Below are 18,186 nucleotides of genomic sequence, written 5' to 3'. Positions count from 1 at the left end.
CAGAGGAGTCCTCCCCATGGCGGCTAAAAAAATTCTGATGCTGGTCGGCGATTACGTCGAAGACTACGAAGTGATGGTGCCCTTCCAGGCACTGCTGATGGTCGGCCACACGGTGCATGCCGTTTGCCCGGACAAAACCGCCGGCCAGACCGTGCGCACAGCGATCCATGACTTCGAAGGCGACCAGACCTACAGCGAAAAACCCGGTCACCTGTTTGCCCTGAACTTCGATTTCGCCAAGGTAGACGCCGCGGACTACGACGCGCTTCTGGTGCCGGGCGGTCGTGCGCCGGAGTACCTGCGCCTGAACGAAAAAGTCCTGGACCTGGTGCGAGCGTTCGACAAGGCCGGCAAACCGATCGCCGCCGTGTGTCACGGTGCGCAACTGTTGGCCGCGGCAGGCATTCTTGAAGGTCGCGAGTGCAGCGCCTACCCGGCGTGCGCCCCGGAAGTACGCCTGGCTGGCGGTACGTTCATCGATATCCCGGTGACGGAAGGTCACGTTCAAGGCAATCTGGCCACTGCTCCGGCCTGGCCGGCGCACCCGAGCTGGCTGGCCGGTTTCCTTGGGTTGCTGGGCACCAAAATCACGCTGTAACGAGGGACCTGTTCATGTGCGAGCTCTACGTCAAGGCCGATCCGATTCTCTACGAGTCGCGCTCCCGCTCGCTGCGCATCTGCGGGGTGGTGACCACCTTGCGGCTGGAGAATCAGTTCTGGGACATCCTCAGCGAAATCGCCGAGGTCGATGGCATGACCACCAATCAGTTGATCGCCAAGCTGTATGAAGAGGTGATGGACTACCGCGGCGAAGTGGTGAATTTCGCCTCGTTCTTGCGGGTCAGTTGCATGCGCTATTTGAGCCAGCGTCGGGTGCAGGCACCTGAGTTGTCGGTGGTGCGGGCGGTGGTGAAGTAGCGAGGTGTTGTGCTGACTTTGCCGGCCTCATCGCGAGCAGGCTCGCTCCCACAATGGATTGATGTACACAAACTCACTGTGGGAGCGAGCCTGCTCGCGATGGCGGCGGTATAGGCGACAGAAGCAGCAAGCTAGTCTTTACTCTGAAGCGCGAAACCTCTCAATCGCCAAGGAGAAAAAGCATGTCTGGATGGTACGAAGTGAGCAAAACCAGCAACGGTCAGTTCAAGTTTGTATTGAAAGCGGCCAACGCCGAAACCATTCTGACCAGTGAGCTGTATACCTCTCGCGGTGCGGCCGATGGCGGTATTGCCTCGGTTCAGGCCAACAGTCCGCTGGACGAACGCTACGAGAAAAAAACCACCAAGGACGGTCATCCTTACTTCAACCTGAAGGCCGGTAACCACGAGATCATCGGCAGCAGCGAATCCTACTCATCGGATGCCGCAAGGGATAAAGGCATCGCCAGCGTCAAGGCCAACGGCCCGACCACGGTAATCAAGGACAAAACCTTGCCGGTGTTCTAAACACACCGGATACCTAATGTGGGAGCGAGCCTGCTCGCGATGAGGCCATAACAGTCAGCATAAATGTTGAATGTCAGACCGCTATCGAGAGCAGGCTCGCTCCCACATTGGTTCGGCGGCGTTTACAAATCCCTGTGGGAGCGGCGGTGCGACGATTCGACTTGCCCGCGAAGGGGCCGGCCTCAGCGCCGCTAAACTTCGACCGGTACGGTCAGCTTGGGACTACCGAGCGCATGCGTCTTCGAATCAAAAAACCGCAGCTCCACTCCCGTCCCCTCGAACACCTTCGCGTAATGCCGCTTCTGATGCTGGATGAACGCTTTGCTGCGCGGGTAAATCGAGATCGCCGCTGTCTTCGGCTTCGCCTGGCGCAATGCATGAATGATGTGACTGTCCTGCTCGCCAAGGGCATGCCCGAAGATGCACAGCCCATCGCCATGGCCCAGTAACTGGTCGTAGCAGAACGACAGGTAATCCGAGCTGCGAATGGTTTTGAGCTTGTCCTGGGTCGGACCTTCGTTGACGAACAGGGGCACGTCGTCGAGGGTCTTGATCGTATTGTTGATGGCGAAACTGCCCAGCAACGTACCCTCGGTCGACATCAATTTACGCGCCGTGCCGTCCTGATTGCGCACCAGATGCAGGCCGCCGTGCAGGTACAGCAACCGGGTTTTGTCTGTCGCGGTGAGGCTCAGATCAAAGCGTGGCTCGGTGCCCTGGAACAGATCGGTAATAGCGTCAGGCCGGTGCTGGACCGCCCAGTAGTTGAGCAAGTCGTAATTGGTGGTGAACACCGTTCGATAGCTGCCCAGTTCCTGATTGATCGTCGCCAGCGTCGAGGGCACCACCAACCGCCAAGGGATATGCACCGCATGCACGGTGTTGATCAGCGCTTCCTTGATCGCGTAATAGCGATTGCGCGGCGCGGCAGAGCTGACGGCCAACGCCTTGTTGACCCGGCTGGTGGTTTTCAGCGCGCTGAGAACTTGCTCGAAACTACGCGTCTGCATCGCGTCGAACACGCTCAGTTCGGATTGGCTCAGAGGCTTTTCTTCAACCGTGCGGGCGTTTTCGAACAGCGAGTCATAGCCGAAGTCGTCCCATACCGCACGACTGGCACCGTTACCCACCAGCAGGCCACCGAAAGAGGCGGTGGTGCGCAAGGCGTTCCAGTCTTCAAGTTGGGCATCGACATCCTGGAAATCGGTCATTGCGATCTAAAGTCTCAAAGCAAAAGGTCTGATGGACGGCGACTTTATCACGACCCGGACTTGAGCCAGATCAAGTTACCGCACGACTAATGGGTCGATCCTGTGCGCACCCGCCGGATCGGTGTTGTTGATTCGGCTTCAGCCAGGAGACTCGCGCATGAGCAGTACGTTTTTCATCCCCGCTGTGAACATCATGGGCACCGGTTGTCTCGACGAAGCCATGGACGCTATTCGCAAGTATGGTTTTCGCAAGGCGCTGATCGTCACCGACACCGGGCTGGCCAAGGCTGGCGTGGCGACGATGATTGCCGGGAAACTGGCGATCCAGGACATCGACTCGGTGATCTTCGACGGCGCCAAGCCGAATCCGAGCATTGCTAACGTCGAACTTGGCCTGGGCCTGCTCAAGGAAAGTTGCTGTGATTTCGTGGTGTCTCTGGGCGGTGGTTCGCCTCACGACTGCGCCAAGGGCATCGCCTTGTGCGCCACGAACGGTGGGACGATTCGTGACTACGAAGGTGTCGATCAGTCGGCCAAACCGCAAATGCCGTTGATCGCGATCAACACCACCGCCGGTACCGCCAGCGAGATGACCCGTTTTTGCATCATCACCGACGAATCCCGTCACGTGAAAATGGCCATCGTCGATCGCAACGTCACACCGCTGCTGTCAGTCAACGATCCGGCGCTGATGGTCGCCATGCCCAAGAGCCTGACTGCCGCCACCGGCATGGACGCACTGACCCACGCCATCGAAGCCTACGTTTCCACGGCAGCCAACCCGATTACCGATGCCTGTGCGCTGAAAGCCATCACCTTGATCAGCAATAACCTGCGCCTGGCCGTACGCGACGGCAGTGACATGATTGCGCGGGAAAACATGGCTTACGCGCAGTTCCTCGCGGGTATGGCGTTCAACAATGCGTCCTTGGGATATGTCCACGCCATGGCCCACCAATTGGGCGGGTTCTACGACTTGCCCCATGGAGTGTGCAATGCGGTGTTGCTGCCTCATGTGCAAAGTTTCAACGCGCTGGTCTGCGCCGACCGCCTGACCGATGTTGCCCGTGCGATGGGCGCAGACGTTCGCGGGTTCAGCCCGGAAGAGGGCGCTCAAGCAGCGATCGCAGCCATTCGCAACCTGGCCAAGGACGTGGAAATCCCCGCCGGTTTACGCGAGCTCGGTGCCCGGCTCAACGACATCCCGGTGCTTGCCGGCAATGCCCTGAAAGACGCCTGTGGACTGACCAATCCACGGAAGGCGGATCAGCGGCAGATCGAGGAGATTTTCCGCAGCGCGTTTTAACCAGGGCACGGTTCGGACGCAAAGAACGCTATGCTGCGATCTCGTCCGAGCCGACATTGCCGAGTGCCTGATGCTGCAAAAAAGCCTGATTCGCCGCCTCGACCTGATCACTCTCCAACTGTTCGTCGCTGTCCATGAAGAGGGCACCTTGACCCGTGCCGCCGCCCGTGAAGCGATTGCGGTGTCGGCGGCCAGCAAGCGCTTGATGGAGTTGGAGGAGGCGCTGGGCATCAGCTTGTTCGTGCGCCAGGCCAAAGGCATGACCCTGACGCCAGCCGGCGAAACCCTGTTGCACCACGCCCGGCAGATGCTGTTCAACGTCGAGAAAATGGGCCTCGAACTGGGCGAACATAGTCACGGGGTACGCGGTTATGTGCGGATGCTTGCCAATCTGTCGGCGATCATTCAGTTCCTGCCCGAAGACCTGCGAGACTTTTCCGAGCGCCATCCGCAGGTCAAGACCGACCTCGAAGAACGCCCCAGCAGTGGGGTGATTCAAGGTGTGCTCGATGGCGTCGCGGACCTCGGGATTTGTTCCAGCGACAGTGACGTCAAAGGCCTGCACAGTGTTCTTTATCGCCGGGACAAACTGATGGTGTTGATGCCGCCCGATCATCCGTTGGCGAGTCGTTCGACCCTGGCTTTTGCCGACACGCTGGACAGCGATTACGTCGGCTTGCACGCCGCCAGTTCCATCAACATGCGCACCCATGCGGCCGCGCGCAAGGCCGGCAAGGTGCTGAGGCTGCGGATTCATGTGCCGGGGTTCGATGCCATGTGCCGGATGGTCCAGGCCAACATGGGCATCGGCATCCTGCCGCAAAAGGCTTACGAACTGTTTGGCCGGGCGCTGGGTTTACACGCGGTACCGCTGACGGATGACTGGTCGGATCGTGCGTTGATTCTGGTGGTGCGTGATGAAGCGAGGCTGTCGCCGGTGAGCCGGATGTTGTTTGAGCAGTTGCGCGGGGTGGTCTGACAGTTCTCTATTAAATGGGTTGGCCTCATCGCGAGCAGGCTCGCTCCCACATTGATCTTCGGTGTTCACAAATCCCCTGTGGGAGCGAGCCTGCTCGCGATGGCGGACTTAAGGTCGCGGCAATTCTGCTGCCGAGCATTCGCGTCTCGCGAACGGTCGTTGCCAACTGAAGGTTGGATTCCTTGCCCCTCGGTCCTCTAGCCTTGGCTCATATTCCAAGAACAAGAGGTACCCCGCGATGACTGCCCCTTTGAGTGCAATCAAAGTGATCGAGATCGGCACACTGATCGCCGCGCCATTCGCGGCGCGCATGCTCGCCGAGTTCGGCGCCGAAGTGATCAAGATCGAAGCCATGGGCCAGGGCGATCCCCTGCGCAAATGGCGCAAGCTGCACGAAGGCACTTCGCTGTGGTGGTACCTGCAATCGCGAAACAAGAAATCCCTGGCACTGAATCTGAAATCCCCGGAAGGCATCGAGCTGGTCAAGCAACTGGCGACCGACGCCGATGTGCTGATCGAAAACCTGCGCCCCGGCGCCCTGGAAAAACTCGGCCTGGGCTGGGACGTGTTACATGCTCTCAATCCCAACCTGACACTGGTGCGCATTTCCGGTTATGGCCAGACCGGCCCGTACCGTGATCGTCCGGGTTTCGGTGCGATCGGCGAGGCCATGGGCGGGATTCGCTACACCACCGGCACCCCCGGTTCACCGCCGGCTCGGGTCGGTGTCAGCCTCGGCGACTCCTTGGCCTCGCTGCATGCGGTGATCGGCGCCTTGATGTCGCTGCTGCGGGTCAAGACCGGGCAGGGCGGCGGGCAGGTGGTGGATGTGTCTTTGGCCGAAAGCGTGTTCAATGTGATGGAAAGTCTGGTGCCGGAATACGACATGCTTGGCCATGTTCGTGAGCGCAGCGGCGGGGCATTGCCAGGCATCGCGCCATCCAATACTTACCTGACTGCCGACGGCGCCTATGTGGTGATCGCCGGCAACAGTGACCCTATCTATAAGCGCCTGATGGCGGTAATCGGCCGGGTTGACCTGGCCGAAGCACCAGAATTTGCTCATAACGATGGCCGCGCCGCCAAAAGTAATGTGCTCGACGCCGCCATCACTCACTGGACCAGCAGCCTGCCCATCGACGAAGTGCTGTCGGCCCTGGAAGCCGCCGAAGTCCCGGCCGGCCGCATCTATTCGGTGGCAGATATCGTCGCCGATCCTCACTACCAGGCGCGGGGCATGCTGCTCAGCGCCGAACTGCCCGGCGGCGCCACGGTGAAGATGCCGGGCATCGTACCGAAAATGTCCGAGACCCCCGGCGGCGTGAACTGGTCGGGACCGAGTCTGGGTCAGCACACCGACGGCATCCTCGCGGGGCTGGGCCTGACTGACCAGGACATCGAACGGCTGAAAGCTGAGGGGGTGGTGCAATGATCACTGATTATTCCGAGACACTGATCGTCCAGGAAGTCTCCCCTCGTGATGGCTTGCAGATCGAGCCGACTTGGGTCGAAACCGTCGACAAGATTGCGCTGATCGATCAGTTGTCGCTGGCGGGGTTCAGCCGCATCGAAGCAGGCTCGTTCGTTTCGCCCAAGGCCATTCCAGCGCTGCGCGATGGCGAGCCAGTGTTCAAGGGTATCGCCCGACGGCCGGGCGTGATCTATGTCGCATTGATCCCCAACCTCAAAGGCGCACAACGAGCGCTGGATTCGGGGGCCGATGAGCTGAATCTGGTGATGTCCGCTAGCCAGACCCACAACCTGGCGAATATGCGGATGCGCTGCGAGGTGTCATTGGCGGCGTTTGGCGAGATCGTTGAATTCGTTCGCGGCACCCAGGTGCGGCTCAACGGCAGCATCGCCACGACCTTCGGTTGCCCGTTCGAAGGCAGGATCGATGAGGACCGAATGCTGCAAATCGTCGACGCCTATCAGGAACTCGGGATCAAGGGCATTACCCTGGCTGACACCACCGGCATGGCCAATCCGCGTCAGGTCGATCGGCTGGTGCGCAGAGTCTTGCAGCGGATTTCGCCGGCGGATCTGACCTTGCATTTTCACAACACTCGCGGCCTCGGTCTGTGCAACGTCCTGGCCGCCTACGAGGCCGGAGCCCGACGCTTCGACGCGGCCCTCGGTGGCCTTGGCGGTTGCCCGTTTGCACCGGGTGCTTCGGGCAATATCTGCACTGAAGATCTGGTCAACCTGTGCGATGAAATCGGTATTCACACCGGCATCGATCTGCCGTTGTTGCTGAAGTTGTCCCGAGGGTTACCCGCATTGCTGAGTCACGAAGTGCACGGGCAACTCGCCAAGGCCGGGCGCAATTGCGACCTGCACCCCACACCTTCCTGATCCCTGAAATCCCTGTGGGAGCGAGCCTGCTCGCGATGACTGAGTCACATCCAGCATGGATGTCGACTGAGGCACCGCTATCGCGAGCAGGCTCGCTCCCACAGAAAAGCGTTCACTGAACACCTCAACCAGACAACAAAAACAATCGGGACTCCCTCGTGAAGTCCATCTGGAGAAACACTATGAGCCTCAATGTATTGGAGGCGGGCGCGAGCCCGTCCGTTAGCCACGACGCCGAAAAAGCCCTGGTCCGCAAAGTCGCCTGGCGACTGATGCCGTTGATCATGGTCTGCTACCTGTTCGCGTTTTTCGACCGCATCAACATCAGCTTCGCCAAGTTCCAGTTGCAGACCGACCTGAGCCTGAGCGACACCGCTTACGGCCTCGGCGCCGGGCTGTTTGTGGTCGGTTACGTGATCTTCGAAGTGCCGAGCAACATGATGCTCTACAAGGTCGGTGCGCGGCGCTGGATCGCCCGGATCATGATGTCCTGGGGTATCGCCACCGCGGCCATGGTTTTCGTCAACAGCGAATGGCAGTTCTACGCCCTACGCTTTGTGATCGGCGCGATGGAAGCGGGTTTCGCCCCCGGCGTGCTGTATTACCTGACGCTGTGGTTCCCGCAGCACTATCGCGGGCGCATCACCTCGATGCTGTTTCTCGCGTCGGCGTTTGCCGGGCTGGTTGGCGCACCGTTCTCCGGGCTGGTGCTGCAACACCTGGATGGCTTCCTTGACATGCGCGGCTGGCATTGGCTGTTTCTGCTCGGTGGCGTGCCTTGCATCGGCCTCGGTTTGTTGGTGCTGACCTTGCTTAAGGACCGCATCGAAGACGCCCATTGGCTGACGCCGTCGGAGAAGACCCTGCTCGCCAGCCGAATCGCTCACCACGAACCGCACAAGAGCGGCGGTTCCTTGCTGGCAGCCTTGCGGATTCCAGGTTTCCTGATGCTGGGGCTGATCTACTTTCTGATTCAGGTGGCGTCCTACGGCTTGAACTTCTGGGCCCCGCAACTGATCCGCAGTGCCGGCACCGAGAGCCCGGTGATGATCGGCTTGCTGACCGCCATTCCCTATGTCTGCGGCGCCATCAGCATGGTGGTGATCGGGCGGTTGTCCGATGCCACCGGCGAGCGGCGCAAGTTTGTCGCAGGTCTGGTGGCGGTAGGCGCGGTGGGGTTCTTCAGCGCAGGGATCTTCGCTAACCACACGACCTTCCTGATTGTCGCGCTGGGCTTGCTCGGTGCCGGAATCATCGCCTCCATCCCCAGCTTCTGGACCTTGCCGCCGAAACTGCTGGCCGGGGCTGGCGCAGGTGCTGCTGGCGGGATCGCGGTGATCAACACCCTCGGCCAGTTCGGTGGGATCGTCAGCCCGGTCATGGTCGGGCGGATCAAGGACCTGACCGGCAGCACCACGCCGGCCCTGTATGTCATCGGCGTTGCCGCGCTGATCGCCGCTGCGTTGTTGCTGTGGGGGTTGCCGCAGAAGCTGCGTACGCTTGATAAGTTCTGAAATCTGCGGTGCTGGACCGGACGCTATCGCGAGCAGGCTCGCTCCCACAAGGGGTTGGCGTCGGACACAAATCCTGTGCCCGACGCATTCAATGTGGGAGCGAGCCTGCTCGCGATGACTGACTCACAGCCAACAAACCCCCAGCGGCTATACGCTCAAGGACGTTTAAGTTGTACGCTCCGGTCGGACTCAGCCTCAAGGTTACTTAACCCATGCTAACCGGCCTTAACCACCTGACCCTCGCCGTCACCGACCTGAACCGCAGCGTGGCGTTTTATCGCGATCTGCTGCAACTTCAGCTTGAAGCCACGTGGGACACCGGCGCCTATCTCTCATTACCAAATCTGTGGTTGTGCCTTTCTCTCGATCCTCTACGCGAATCCACGCCCGCCGCGGACTACACCCATTACGCCTTCAGTATCGGCGCTGCGGACTTCCCGATGTTCGTCGAACGCCTGCGATCGGCCAACGTGCGGGAATGGCGGGACAACCGCAGCGAAGGCGCGTCGTTCTATTTTCTCGACCCGGACGGGCACAAGCTTGAGGCGCATGTCGGGGATCTGGCGTCGCGGCTGGCAGCTTGTCGGCAACGACCATATGCGGGGATGAAGTTCTTCGACGATCAGTGAGTCGATGCTCGGGGTCCTGAGATAGACTTGCGTCCATTCATCCGGCGTTTCAACAGGAATTCCCATGACCCCATCGCTGCTAATGGCCGTTCTCGCCTCGGGCTTCATTTATGGCATCACGCCGGGGCCGGGTGTGCTGGCGGTGTTCGGCATCGGCGCGGCGCGCGGGCGGCGGGCCGGAGCGGGGTTTCTGTGTGGGCATTTGCTGGGCGACGTGGTCTGGTGCAGTACGGCGCTGATCGCGATTGTCGGTGCGCGGGAAATCGGCAGTACCGCATTCGATGTGCTGGGCGTATTCAGTGGGCTCTATCTGTTCTGGCTGGGCCTGCGCGCGGTGCGGGCTCGTCGCGGCAGTGCCGAAGCTCCTCAAGGCCCGGCGCGGCAGCCATTCTGGCACGGCATCATGTTCGGCCTGACCAACCCCAAGGCATACCCGGTGGCGGTGGCGACCTTTACTGCGCTGCTGTCCAGCCGTGCAGAATTGCTGCATTGGTCGATGCTGCCATGGTTGATCGTCTTGAGCTTCGTCGGTGGCCTGATGGCCTACGCTATCCTCATAGGCATCGTCGGTGCGCGTCAGGTGCGCACGTTGTATCAGCGCCATGAACTGGCGATCACCCGGTTGTGCGGGGTAATGTTCATCGGTTTTGCCATCAATGCCCTGGTGCATGCGCTGCCGGGGCTGGTGACGAACAAGGCTTGAGGCTGATCGCAGGGAAGCGTCAGCTGCACAGTCATCGCTCGGGCGTATGACCGGTCAGGGAGGGTTGTTCAATGTTGCATTGTCCGGACACGCTCTCGGCATCATGGAAAGCAGAAATTCCGCCCCACTGGCGAGCTACATCGACCTCTTGCTGGACGCCGTCTGTGCGGTGGACAAACAAGGTCGCTTCGTATTTGTCAGCGCGGCCTGCGAGCGCATTTTCGGTTACACCCCCGACGAGCTGATCGGCCAGCCGATGATCGACCTGGTGCATCCCGCCGACCGACAGCGCACCCTCGACGCCGCGCGGGAGATCATGGGGGGCGAGCCCAAGCTCAACTTTGAAAATCGTTACCTGCGCAAGGACGGCCGGGTGGTGCATATTCTCTGGTCGGCGCGCTGGTCGGAGGTCGATCAGCTGCGCATTGCCGTGGCGCGCGACATCACCGAGCGCAAACAGGCCGAGTCCCGGCAAGCGGCGCTGTATGCGATCTCCGAAGCGGCCCACGCGGCGGAAGATCTGCTGGCGCTGTTCAAACGCATCCATTCGATCATCGGCGAATGGCTCCCGGCATTGAATTTTTCCGTAGCGCTGCATGACGAGCACTGCGCGCAGCTGAATTTTCCCTATCACGTCGACGACCGTGAACTGCAACCCGAGGAGCCCGGGACGGTGACCGGGCGTCTTTGCAGTGAAGTGATTCGCAGCGGCCTGCCGATTCTGCTGACCCCGGACCAGGACAATCCGCCGGCGGGGTTTGCGGCACTGGTCGCGGGCCAGGATTCGCCCTGCTGGCTGGGCGTGCCGTTGAGTTCGCAGAATGGCACCATTGGTGCGCTGATCGTTAAAAGCGTACCGGGCGGCGAGCGTTACACCGAGCAAGACAAGGAACTGCTGCAGTATGTTTGCGCTCAGGTCGCGACCGCTATCGAGCGCAAGCAATTGCATACCCGGCTCCAGCGCATGGCCCAGTACGACCAATTGACTCAGTTACCCAATCGCGAATTGCTGCGCGAACGCCTCAAAGCCTCGCTGGCGCAGGCCCGGACAAACTCCGGTCGAATGGCATTGCTCTACGTCGACCTCGACCGCTTCAAGCAAGTCAATGACACCCTTGGTCATGCGGTCGGCGACATGCTGCTGCAAGCGGTCGCCAATCGACTCAAGGGTTGCGTGCGCGAAACTGACACCGTAGCGCGTATCGGTGGTGATGAATTTGTCGTGTTGTTGCACAGCATCCACGCCGCGGAGGATGCCGAGAGTGTGGCGGAAAAAATTCGCCAGGTACTGGTTCAGCCCCTGCGCCTGGACGGGCATAGCCTGAACATTCAACCGAGTATCGGTGTTGCGCGATACCCCGAGCACGGCACTGAAGAAAACCAGCTGTTCAGGCATGCCGATGAGGCGATGTACAGCGCCAAGCGCCAGCATCACCTGCGTCTCGGGGCCTGAAAGCCCGTCACCGTTCGTCGCAGCGTTGCCAGTTTTTCTAAACCTTTTTGGCTATGGAAATTCTTATTCTATGCGGGCGGCTGCTCGCTGCTCTCATCATCAAGAGGATGAAAACCATGCCTACTTCAAAAAATCCGAGTCCGGGTAGTGCCCATGATCGAACGAAGGCGTCTGAAGCCGGTCGCAAAGGTGGGAAAACCACCACGACGACCGTTGATAAAGACTCCGCGAAAGGCGGCATGGGCCGCAAAGGTGGTCAGAAATCCCGGTAATAGTGAAGATGGTTTTATTAAAAGACGGGGGCGAAAGCCCCCGTTGGAATTTTCAAAGAAGGAGGGCGCGACCATGAGCCGGATGGCCACCCGTTTACGCAATGCCAGTTTTGTCACGTTACTGGGCCTGTTTGCCAACAGTGCCTTTGCCCAGTCAGCCGCTGAATTCATCAACGAAGCGTCAGCCAAAGGCATGGCCGACATCGAAGCCAGTCGCCTGGCGCACCAGAAAACCGAGTCCAAAGAGGTCAAGGATTACACCATCGTGGTGATCAACGACCTCACCACCGCCAACCAGCATCTGGCGAAAATTGCCAAGCAACTCGATTTACCGGTCGCACCACGCGAAGAGGTGATGGACAAGGCCAAAGCCTTGATTCCGGAGGTCAAGGACGATGCGTCGTTCGATCAGGCGTATGCCGCCAGTCAGGTGAAAACCACCCAAGAGACCATCGAGCAGCTTCAACAACAAGCGCAGACCACGGACGTGCCGCAAATCAAAGCGTTCGCCGAAGAAACCCTGCCCAAACTGCAAAACCATCTGCAAATGGCCAGGGCCCTGCAAGCCAGTCGCTAATCACCCTGTTTTGCGCGGGTGACGTCGGTCACCCGCGGGGCATGGATCAACATTCATTCATCCTGTTTCTTTGTTTCCGGGACGACAGTGCCGTCCAGGGAAATCGTTTCGCCCTCGCCGAGGTGGCGATATTTCTTTCTCAATTCTTCCAACTGTTTGAGATCCAGCGATTCGAGCCCCAGCATCGCGTTCTGCGCTTCTTTCGTTACTCGCAATAACTCATCGACCTTCAAGTGCAAAATGTCCGTGTCGCGGTTCTGGGTGTTCTGGATCAGGAACACCATCAGGAAGGTGATGATGGTGGTCGAGGTGTTGATGATCAGTTGCCAGGTATCGTTGAAATGGAAAATCGGCCCGCTCAAACCCCACAGGATCAGCAGAACGATCGCCCCCAGAAATGTCCGGGGCAGGCCGGCCCACAGGGAGAGTTTCTGTGCAATTTTTGCGAATTTCATTGCCGTGTTCCTTATAGGGATGCGCCTGATTTTCAGACAGCACGGGCATGACGAAAATTCTGCTGAATATTGCCTGCGGGATGAAAAGCCGGTGTGCTGAAGCCTCTGTCAATGCTCGTCGCTTGGGGCCGAGAAAGTCGCAACCATTTCTACCGACATGGGTCACTACTTCAAGCCCCTGAAACTGGAGAACAGCATGAACCTCGCTCGCACGTTCTACCTTTGCTGCAGCCTGCTTGTGTTGCAGGGCTGCTTCGATAACTCCGATAACGAGACTAAAGACAATACTGACGGCACCAAGTCTTCGGTGCAGATGCAGGAGAAGGGGGCGGATAAGCAGTGAATGACTTGCCTGTGAGTTAATCGCTCGCGCTCTTCATAGGAATGTGGCTTATGCCTTGCTGCGTCTGGAATCTTTGATTGGATTCTTTCTTTGTGCCGGTTTGTGTCTAGTATCAAATGGCAGTCAATTTGCCAGCATGCAAACACACGGATCGAAACCAAGTAAGAGGTCACTCATGGAATTCTTTGAGAAGTTAGCAAGCCTAGCCGCCAAGGTTCGTTTGCAAAGCGCTGCAATTCAGACGGAGGAGGCGACCAAGAATGCTTTCGTCATGCCCTTCATCAGTACGGTGCTGGGCTACGATGTCTTTGATCCGAGTGAGGTGACTCCAGAATTCGTTTGCGATATCGGAACGAAAAAAGGAGAAAAAATTGATTACGCAATCATGAAGGAAGGAGAGGTACAGATCCTCATCGAGTGCAAAAAAATAGGCGAGTCGCTGCACATCAATCACGCCTCCCAGCTGTTTCGCTATTTCCATGTCACCAGCGCTCGAATCTCTATCCTCACCAACGGCCAGGTCTATAAATTCTTCACCGACCTGGATGCGCCAAACAAGATGGATGAGAAACCGTTTCTTGAACTTGATCTTCTGGATATCGATGAGTACTCCGTCCCCGAATTGATCAAGCTCACCAAGTCTGCATTCGACGTGGATTCGATCATCAATGCTGCAGGTGAGCTGAAATACGTCAGTCAGATCAAAAAGGTCATCGCCTCGCAGGTCATCAAACCTGATGACGACTTTGTAAAAGTCTTCGCCTCCCGAGTGTACGACGGGGTCATAACTCAGAAAGTCCGTGAGCAGTTCCACGAGCTGACGAGAAAAGCAGTCGTGCAGTTTCTCAATGATCAGATCAATGACCGACTCAAATCAGCTATGAGTGGTGCCATTCAGCCTGCGCTGGCATCGAGATCGGTTCCTGCCGGCGGCAGTGATCCGACAGATCAGCGTGACGAATCAGAGGATAAAGTGCTGACGACCCTGGAAGAATTGGAGGGTTATCACATTGTCCGTGCGGTGGTTCGTTCAGTTGTAGACGCAAAACGGATAGTGCAGCGCGATACGCAAAGCTATTTTGGGATCTTGCTCGATGACAATAATCGCAAGCCGATTTGTCGCCTTCATTTCAATCGTTCACAAAAGTACATTGGGATTTTTGACGAAGAAAAAAATGAAACGCGGCATCCGATTGGCTCGGTTGATGAGATTTACGATTATTCGGATCACTTGAAGAAGACAGTTGGATACTACGACTGACGTGTTGGATAAACGGCATACAAAGAACCGGCCCCTTGAGGCCGGTTTCTTTTTACATATCTATTCACGCCGACAGCGTCACCTCAGTCTTCCAGCTGAAGTACCCCAACGCTTCACAGCGCTGGTTGATCAGCATGAAGCTCAGTTCGCAGGCTGTCACGCCGGTGCTCAGTTGCGAACACTCCCAATAATGATCATCGGCGCTGTGGCTGCCAGGCTGGGTCGGATTGGTGGGGTCGGGCGCGGGGACTGTCTGGTCGCTATGAACGATCAGTTTGGGCGGGGAAAGGACCCCGGCATCGTCCACCGTCAGGTTGTGAAATACCACCGTATGTTCGGTCAGCAGGCTGACGGTCCTGCCGCGAATATGGAAGACTTTTCCGTTGCTGGCTGTCAGCGTTATTTTACTGTCATTTTCAGCACTTTGTGTCGTCGTGCTACTAGTCACGGGGAAGATGAAACCATCTTCAATCACAGTCGGATTCTGCGATTCAAGACTGGGTTGCGGATAGCGTGAAAGCAGTGATTCGGCATCGACAATCAGAAGCACGCTACTGGCTATCACGGCACCCGCCGAAGGGGAGCTAATCGGTTCGGAAGTCATCATGGATCCTTTCATGATGTTGACGCAAAACGGTAACCGCTTCGGTTCAAGCGAGACATCCTGTTCCAGCCGAGGCGGCAACGAGCTCGGTAGGCCCCTCGTTGCCAAGGGGCCCAGCCATCATCAGTTATGGATGGTAATGAACGGATCCCATGTGCAGCAGCCGATGATCTGGCAGTCGCGATTCACGATCAGAAACTGGAAGTGATAGGTCACGCTGCCGCAGGCAAGGGTTTCCGAAGACCAGTAATGGTTATCGACCTTCTGGCAACTGGGCACCGACGGATTGCTGGTGTTCGGGACTGCAAAGGAGGCGGTAGCCTTGCGTGGCGTGGGCGTAGAGATCAACTCGTTGCCTGCGTTACCGACGAATTTGTAGAAAATCACTGCTTGCTCGAAGCCCAGCGACAGGCTGGCTTCACGCCAGCGAATCAAATCGCCTACCTGGGCTTTCAGGTTGAGCTCGCCACCGGCCTGGCCACTCACCACGTTGTTCTGATTGGTCACCATGTACACATGATTGACGTCGATCATCGTCGGCGCAGCAGGATTTTTGCTGATGTTCGGGTAGTTTTTCAGAATGGTTTCAGTGTCGATGGAAACAAGTACATCCGTGACTCGAGACATAGTAAAGCTCCTTTGAACATAGTGATTACCTGGCTACCTACCAGGTACGACAACGCTTGTTTGCCTTGCGGCCGTTGCGAACACACTACTGGGGAACCCACTCGATCACGGGGTACGAGCTGGCCTTGCTCCTTGCCTTGAAATGACGGGTCGGGTTCCTTCCAACAGGCCGCGAGTAGGACTATAGATGTCATTTTTATACTGTCAAAATCGCTTTGCTATTCGGTCGACGAACGGTCCTTTTGGTTATGACTTTCAATGATTTTGCGATAAGAAAAGGCTCATTCAGATCCCCTGTGTTTTTCAATCGTCAAGTGATCCGGGTTCAGGCAATAGACAGACAAGGCCTGTTAAAAGAGTAATGAACCAGGCAGGAGCATGGTTAGAAAAGGGGGGCTGTTTTTTTGCTGATTCACTCGATTTGGCTTTCAAGCCTGAGGAGGCGGCATGTTGTTACGTTACATGGTGTTGCTGGCGGTGGTGGTGGCCGCTGCGGGTTGTGTGCAGGAACGGGTTGTTCATGACCGGCGTCCGGTGCAGCGTGAATATGTTGAGGTCATCGCACCGCAGCCGCCACCGGAACGCGTTGTTGAGGTAGAGCCTGCGGGACGGCCGGGTTATGTCTGGTCCAGGGGGTACTGGCGTTGGGAAGGTGGGCGTTATGTCGCGGTTCATGGCCATTGGGTCCCGGAACGGCCGGGGTATCGTTATGTGCATCCGCACTGGGAGCAACGTAACGATGGCTGGCATTGGCGGGTGGGGGCGTGGGTTAACTGACGCGGACGATGTATCGTCAGCGAACCGGTTGTCTGCCTCTGGCTACAACCCTGCACCGACAGGAGAGTGATATGAGTTGGTCCGCCAAACAATACGTAGCTTTTGAAGATGAACGCACGCGCCCGGCGCGTGACTTGCTGGCCGCTATCCCCGCAGTGGACGTCCGATCGGCAATCGACATCGGCTGCGGCCCGGGTAATTCCACCGAGTTGCTGGTGCAGCGCTTTCCCAATGCTGCGGTGCGAGGGGTGGACAGTTCACCCGATATGATCGAGGCCGCTCGCAAGCGCTTGCCTCACCTGCGTTTCGACATTGCTGACATTGATACCTGGAACGAGACCGGCCCGTTCGACGTGATTTTCGCCAACGCGGTGTTGCAGTGGTTGCCCGATCACGCCCGGTTGCTGCCGTCATTGGTGGCCAGGCTTGCCCCCGGTGGTAGCCTGGCGATTCAGATGCCCGACAACCTCAACGAACCGTCGCACCGGTTGATGCGCGAGGTCGCAGCGAACGGCCCTTGGGCTGACAAACTGGCAAGGGCCGCTGGGTTGCGAACGGAAATGGAGGATGCGGCTGGTTACTACTCGATGCTGCGTGCCCACTGCACCCGCGTCGATGTATGGCGCACCACTTACTATCATCCGCTCGCGGATGGCGCATCGGGCGTGGTCGAGTGGTTCAAGGGCAGCGGTTTGCGACCTTTTCTTGAGCCGCTGAATGAAGCGGAGCGGGTGCAGTATCTCAAGCAGTATCAGGCGGCGATTGAGCAGGCCTATCCGGCACTGAGCGATGGTTCAGTGCTGTTGCCGTTTCCGCGGTTGTTCATGGTGGCGACGCGCTGACCTACAAAGGGGCGCGCCTGGTCGTTTGCCCCTTTGGTTTACCAACCTTCGAACCATCAGCCCTGCTGCAAAACCTTGAGCGCCGCCGAGGCCAGAAACCCGGAGCGACTTTTCTCTTCCGGATGATGCAGTACGTATTCGTCGATGCGGTTGAGCAGGTAGCCCGGCAAGGTGATGTTTAGTTTCTGGGCTTTGCCCAGGTATTTGGTGACATCGATGTCCACCACGGCCCACGTACACCCTGCGTACTGCGGATTGGCCGCATGCAGGGTCACTTTGTTGGCGGGCGGAATCGGTGATCCGTCTTCGGCCAATATCTCGAAATGGCCTTCGATGGCTTCGCGAGCCATGGCCATGGCGTCATCCAGATCCTCCCCGGCGGAGAAACAACCTGGAATATCCGGTACTTCCACCCCCCAGGCGTGTTCGTCATCGCCCATGGAAATTGCAATTGGGTAAAGCATGTTCGTCATCCTCCGAAGGCGCTGCCATCGGCTCGTCAGAGCAGCGCCTGTTGCAAAATACTGATGGCCGTTTTTTTGAGCAGATCCTTTTTCGTATGAGGAACCGTTACCAGTCCCGGCTTGGTCGGATGCTTGAAATGGTGATGGCTGCCCTTGATTCGTACCAAGTACCAGCCGTCTGCAACGATTTGGCTTATCAAAAACCGGCTATTCACATCACCTCCCTGTGCTGTGCTTGTGGTTACTATACCTACTGAAATCCAATAATCAACACTATAACCACCAATGCATCCTGGGCACCGATGTGTTAGCGGCATGAAAAGAGTCTAGGAGGGCATTTGGCGATGGCTTGGGGAAGGCCGGCTTTCT

At 58.0% G+C, this 18,186-nt stretch carries 23 protein-coding genes; 17 read left to right on the top strand and 6 right to left on the bottom strand.

The annotated features are described in order from the left end of the window. The first annotated feature begins 16 nt into the window (after nt 1–16). From BK662_RS29595 to BK662_RS29585, 3 genes are all read left to right on the top strand, one after another. Nucleotides 17–598 carry a DJ-1/PfpI family protein gene (locus BK662_RS29595; RefSeq protein ID WP_095051422.1) on the top strand — a complete coding sequence of 194 codons (582 nt, stop codon included), beginning with the start codon at nt 17–19 and terminating at the stop codon, nt 596–598. A gap of 14 nt (nt 599–612) precedes the next feature. Beyond that, nucleotides 613–918, top strand: coding sequence for a ribbon-helix-helix domain-containing protein (locus BK662_RS29590; RefSeq protein ID WP_007935755.1), 306 nt, complete (start codon nt 613–615; stop codon nt 916–918). A 182-nt stretch (nt 919–1,100) separates the two neighbouring features. After that, on the top strand, nt 1,101–1,445 hold the full coding sequence (locus BK662_RS29585; RefSeq protein WP_123360487.1) for a YegP family protein: 345 nt from the start codon (nt 1,101–1,103) through the stop codon (nt 1,443–1,445). Nucleotides 1,446–1,636: 191 nt separating this feature from the next. Here the strand turns inward: BK662_RS29585 and BK662_RS29580 are convergent, their stop codons facing one another. Continuing rightward, on the bottom strand, nt 1,637–2,656 hold the full coding sequence (locus BK662_RS29580; RefSeq protein ID WP_123360485.1) for a DUF4917 family protein: 1,020 nt from the start codon (nt 2,654–2,656) through the stop codon (nt 1,637–1,639). A gap of 157 nt (nt 2,657–2,813) precedes the next feature. On the opposite strand from BK662_RS29580, the gene yiaY reads away from it, so the two are divergent. From yiaY to BK662_RS29525, 10 genes are all read left to right on the top strand, one after another. Next, nucleotides 2,814–3,962, top strand: a complete 1,149-nt coding sequence (gene yiaY / locus BK662_RS29575; RefSeq protein ID WP_123360483.1) for an L-threonine dehydrogenase — start codon at nt 2,814–2,816, stop codon at nt 3,960–3,962. Between the two features lie 70 nt (nt 3,963–4,032). Then, on the top strand, nt 4,033–4,941 hold the full coding sequence (locus BK662_RS29570) for a LysR family transcriptional regulator (RefSeq protein WP_123360481.1): 909 nt from the start codon (nt 4,033–4,035) through the stop codon (nt 4,939–4,941). A 238-nt stretch (nt 4,942–5,179) separates the two neighbouring features. Next, the gene (locus tag BK662_RS29565; protein WP_123360479.1) at nt 5,180–6,373 is read left to right on the top strand and encodes a CaiB/BaiF CoA transferase family protein; all 1,194 of its coding nucleotides are present in this window, start codon (nt 5,180–5,182) and stop codon (nt 6,371–6,373) included. Beyond that, a complete protein-coding gene (locus tag BK662_RS29560) occupies nt 6,370–7,296 on the top strand; it encodes a hydroxymethylglutaryl-CoA lyase (protein ID WP_123360477.1) in 927 nt (308 codons plus the stop codon). The genes BK662_RS29565 and BK662_RS29560 overlap by 4 nt, the downstream gene beginning before the upstream one ends. A 182-nt stretch (nt 7,297–7,478) precedes the next feature. Beyond that, nucleotides 7,479–8,810, top strand: coding sequence for an MFS transporter (locus BK662_RS29550; RefSeq protein WP_123360473.1), 1,332 nt, complete (start codon nt 7,479–7,481; stop codon nt 8,808–8,810). A 212-nt stretch (nt 8,811–9,022) separates the two neighbouring features. After that, the gene (fos, locus tag BK662_RS29545; RefSeq protein WP_123360471.1) at nt 9,023–9,439 is read left to right on the top strand and encodes a fosfomycin resistance glutathione transferase; all 417 of its coding nucleotides are present in this window, start codon (nt 9,023–9,025) and stop codon (nt 9,437–9,439) included. Nucleotides 9,440–9,503: 64 nt separating this feature from the next. After that, on the top strand, nt 9,504–10,142 hold the full coding sequence (locus tag BK662_RS29540) for a LysE family translocator (RefSeq protein WP_123360470.1): 639 nt from the start codon (nt 9,504–9,506) through the stop codon (nt 10,140–10,142). Nucleotides 10,143–10,245: 103 nt separating this feature from the next. Continuing rightward, nucleotides 10,246–11,595 (top strand): sensor domain-containing protein, encoded by a 1,350-nt coding sequence (locus tag BK662_RS29535; RefSeq protein ID WP_123360735.1) that lies wholly within the window; start codon nt 10,246–10,248, stop codon nt 11,593–11,595. A 116-nt stretch (nt 11,596–11,711) separates the two neighbouring features. After that, nucleotides 11,712–11,867: a KGG domain-containing protein gene (locus BK662_RS35725; RefSeq protein ID WP_008014777.1), complete on the top strand. Its 156-nt coding sequence runs from the start codon at nt 11,712–11,714 to the stop codon at nt 11,865–11,867. Nucleotides 11,868–11,940: 73 nt separating this feature from the next. Then, on the top strand, nt 11,941–12,444 hold the full coding sequence (locus BK662_RS29525; protein WP_123360469.1) for a DUF4142 domain-containing protein: 504 nt from the start codon (nt 11,941–11,943) through the stop codon (nt 12,442–12,444). A 53-nt stretch (nt 12,445–12,497) separates the two neighbouring features. Here BK662_RS29525 and BK662_RS29520 read toward each other — a convergent pair whose 3' ends face one another. Further along, nucleotides 12,498–12,899 carry a low affinity iron permease family protein gene (locus BK662_RS29520; RefSeq protein ID WP_123360467.1) on the bottom strand — a complete coding sequence of 134 codons (402 nt, stop codon included), beginning with the start codon at nt 12,897–12,899 and terminating at the stop codon, nt 12,498–12,500. Between the two features lie 196 nt (nt 12,900–13,095). On the opposite strand from BK662_RS29520, the gene BK662_RS34990 reads away from it, so the two are divergent. After that, nucleotides 13,096–13,242: a hypothetical protein gene (locus BK662_RS34990; protein ID WP_185047198.1), complete on the top strand. Its 147-nt coding sequence runs from the start codon at nt 13,096–13,098 to the stop codon at nt 13,240–13,242. Between the two features lie 175 nt (nt 13,243–13,417). Beyond that, on the top strand, nt 13,418–14,503 hold the full coding sequence (locus BK662_RS29515; RefSeq protein ID WP_123360466.1) for a type I restriction endonuclease: 1,086 nt from the start codon (nt 13,418–13,420) through the stop codon (nt 14,501–14,503). 64 nt (nt 14,504–14,567) lie between these two features. On the opposite strand, the gene BK662_RS29510 is transcribed toward BK662_RS29515, so the two are convergent. Together BK662_RS29510 and BK662_RS29505 are read right to left on the bottom strand one after the other, a co-directional pair. After that, nucleotides 14,568–15,107, bottom strand: a complete 540-nt coding sequence (locus BK662_RS29510) for an AidA/PixA family protein (protein ID WP_123360464.1) — start codon at nt 15,105–15,107, stop codon at nt 14,568–14,570. Nucleotides 15,108–15,230: 123 nt separating this feature from the next. Further along, nucleotides 15,231–15,734: an inclusion body family protein gene (locus BK662_RS29505; protein WP_038979303.1), complete on the bottom strand. Its 504-nt coding sequence runs from the start codon at nt 15,732–15,734 to the stop codon at nt 15,231–15,233. Nucleotides 15,735–16,181: 447 nt separating this feature from the next. Here BK662_RS29505 and BK662_RS29500 point away from each other — a divergent pair, with 447 nt between their 5' ends. Both BK662_RS29500 and tam read left to right on the top strand, forming a co-directional pair. Continuing rightward, a complete protein-coding gene (locus BK662_RS29500) occupies nt 16,182–16,511 on the top strand; it encodes a YXWGXW repeat-containing protein (protein ID WP_123360463.1) in 330 nt (109 codons plus the stop codon). 71 nt (nt 16,512–16,582) lie between these two features. Then, nucleotides 16,583–17,353, top strand: coding sequence for a trans-aconitate 2-methyltransferase (tam, locus tag BK662_RS29495; RefSeq protein WP_123360462.1), 771 nt, complete (start codon nt 16,583–16,585; stop codon nt 17,351–17,353). A 56-nt stretch (nt 17,354–17,409) separates the two neighbouring features. On the opposite strand, the gene BK662_RS29490 is transcribed toward tam, so the two are convergent. Both BK662_RS29490 and BK662_RS29485 read right to left on the bottom strand, forming a co-directional pair. Further along, nucleotides 17,410–17,817, bottom strand: a complete 408-nt coding sequence (locus BK662_RS29490; protein ID WP_008074516.1) for a type II toxin-antitoxin system HicB family antitoxin — start codon at nt 17,815–17,817, stop codon at nt 17,410–17,412. Nucleotides 17,818–17,852: 35 nt separating this feature from the next. After that, a complete protein-coding gene (locus tag BK662_RS29485; protein WP_123360461.1) occupies nt 17,853–18,032 on the bottom strand; it encodes a type II toxin-antitoxin system HicA family toxin in 180 nt (59 codons plus the stop codon). Nucleotides 18,033–18,186 lie beyond the last annotated feature (154 nt).

The sequence above is a fragment of the Pseudomonas frederiksbergensis genome (assembly GCF_003732275.1).
GTDB lineage: Bacteria > Pseudomonadota > Gammaproteobacteria > Pseudomonadales > Pseudomonadaceae > Aquipseudomonas > Aquipseudomonas frederiksbergensis_H.
Note: the sequence above shows the minus strand (reverse complement) of the source record. Positions and strands in the feature narration are given on the sequence as shown.

Excerpts from the sequence above, each read along its gene's own strand:
- BK662_RS29570 (WP_123360481.1), top strand. The coding sequence starts at position 4,033 with ATGCTGCAAAAAAGCCTGATTCGCCGCCTCGACCTGATCACTCTCCAA.
- BK662_RS34990 (WP_185047198.1), top strand. The coding sequence starts at position 13,096 with ATGAACCTCGCTCGCACGTTCTACCTTTGCTGCAGCCTGCTTGTGTTG.
- BK662_RS29525 (WP_123360469.1), top strand. The coding sequence starts at position 11,941 with ATGAGCCGGATGGCCACCCGTTTACGCAATGCCAGTTTTGTCACGTTA.
- BK662_RS35725 (WP_008014777.1), top strand. The coding sequence starts at position 11,712 with ATGCCTACTTCAAAAAATCCGAGTCCGGGTAGTGCCCATGATCGAACG.
- BK662_RS29505 (WP_038979303.1), bottom strand. The coding sequence starts at position 15,734 with ATGTCTCGAGTCACGGATGTACTTGTTTCCATCGACACTGAAACCATT.
- BK662_RS29510 (WP_123360464.1), bottom strand. The coding sequence starts at position 15,107 with ATGACTTCCGAACCGATTAGCTCCCCTTCGGCGGGTGCCGTGATAGCC.
- BK662_RS29580 (WP_123360485.1), bottom strand. The coding sequence starts at position 2,656 with ATGACCGATTTCCAGGATGTCGATGCCCAACTTGAAGACTGGAACGCC.
- tam (WP_123360462.1), top strand. The coding sequence starts at position 16,583 with ATGAGTTGGTCCGCCAAACAATACGTAGCTTTTGAAGATGAACGCACG.
- BK662_RS29500 (WP_123360463.1), top strand. The coding sequence starts at position 16,182 with ATGTTGTTACGTTACATGGTGTTGCTGGCGGTGGTGGTGGCCGCTGCG.
- fos (WP_123360471.1), top strand. The coding sequence starts at position 9,023 with ATGCTAACCGGCCTTAACCACCTGACCCTCGCCGTCACCGACCTGAAC.
- BK662_RS29595 (WP_095051422.1), top strand. The coding sequence starts at position 17 with ATGGCGGCTAAAAAAATTCTGATGCTGGTCGGCGATTACGTCGAAGAC.
- BK662_RS29585 (WP_123360487.1), top strand. The coding sequence starts at position 1,101 with ATGTCTGGATGGTACGAAGTGAGCAAAACCAGCAACGGTCAGTTCAAG.
- BK662_RS29590 (WP_007935755.1), top strand. The coding sequence starts at position 613 with ATGTGCGAGCTCTACGTCAAGGCCGATCCGATTCTCTACGAGTCGCGC.
- BK662_RS29560 (WP_123360477.1), top strand. The coding sequence starts at position 6,370 with ATGATCACTGATTATTCCGAGACACTGATCGTCCAGGAAGTCTCCCCT.
- BK662_RS29540 (WP_123360470.1), top strand. The coding sequence starts at position 9,504 with ATGACCCCATCGCTGCTAATGGCCGTTCTCGCCTCGGGCTTCATTTAT.
- BK662_RS29490 (WP_008074516.1), bottom strand. The coding sequence starts at position 17,817 with ATGCTTTACCCAATTGCAATTTCCATGGGCGATGACGAACACGCCTGG.
- BK662_RS29565 (WP_123360479.1), top strand. The coding sequence starts at position 5,180 with ATGACTGCCCCTTTGAGTGCAATCAAAGTGATCGAGATCGGCACACTG.
- yiaY (WP_123360483.1), top strand. The coding sequence starts at position 2,814 with ATGAGCAGTACGTTTTTCATCCCCGCTGTGAACATCATGGGCACCGGT.
- BK662_RS29535 (WP_123360735.1), top strand. The coding sequence starts at position 10,246 with ATGGAAAGCAGAAATTCCGCCCCACTGGCGAGCTACATCGACCTCTTG.
- BK662_RS29520 (WP_123360467.1), bottom strand. The coding sequence starts at position 12,899 with ATGAAATTCGCAAAAATTGCACAGAAACTCTCCCTGTGGGCCGGCCTG.
- BK662_RS29515 (WP_123360466.1), top strand. The coding sequence starts at position 13,418 with ATGGAATTCTTTGAGAAGTTAGCAAGCCTAGCCGCCAAGGTTCGTTTG.
- BK662_RS29550 (WP_123360473.1), top strand. The coding sequence starts at position 7,479 with ATGAGCCTCAATGTATTGGAGGCGGGCGCGAGCCCGTCCGTTAGCCAC.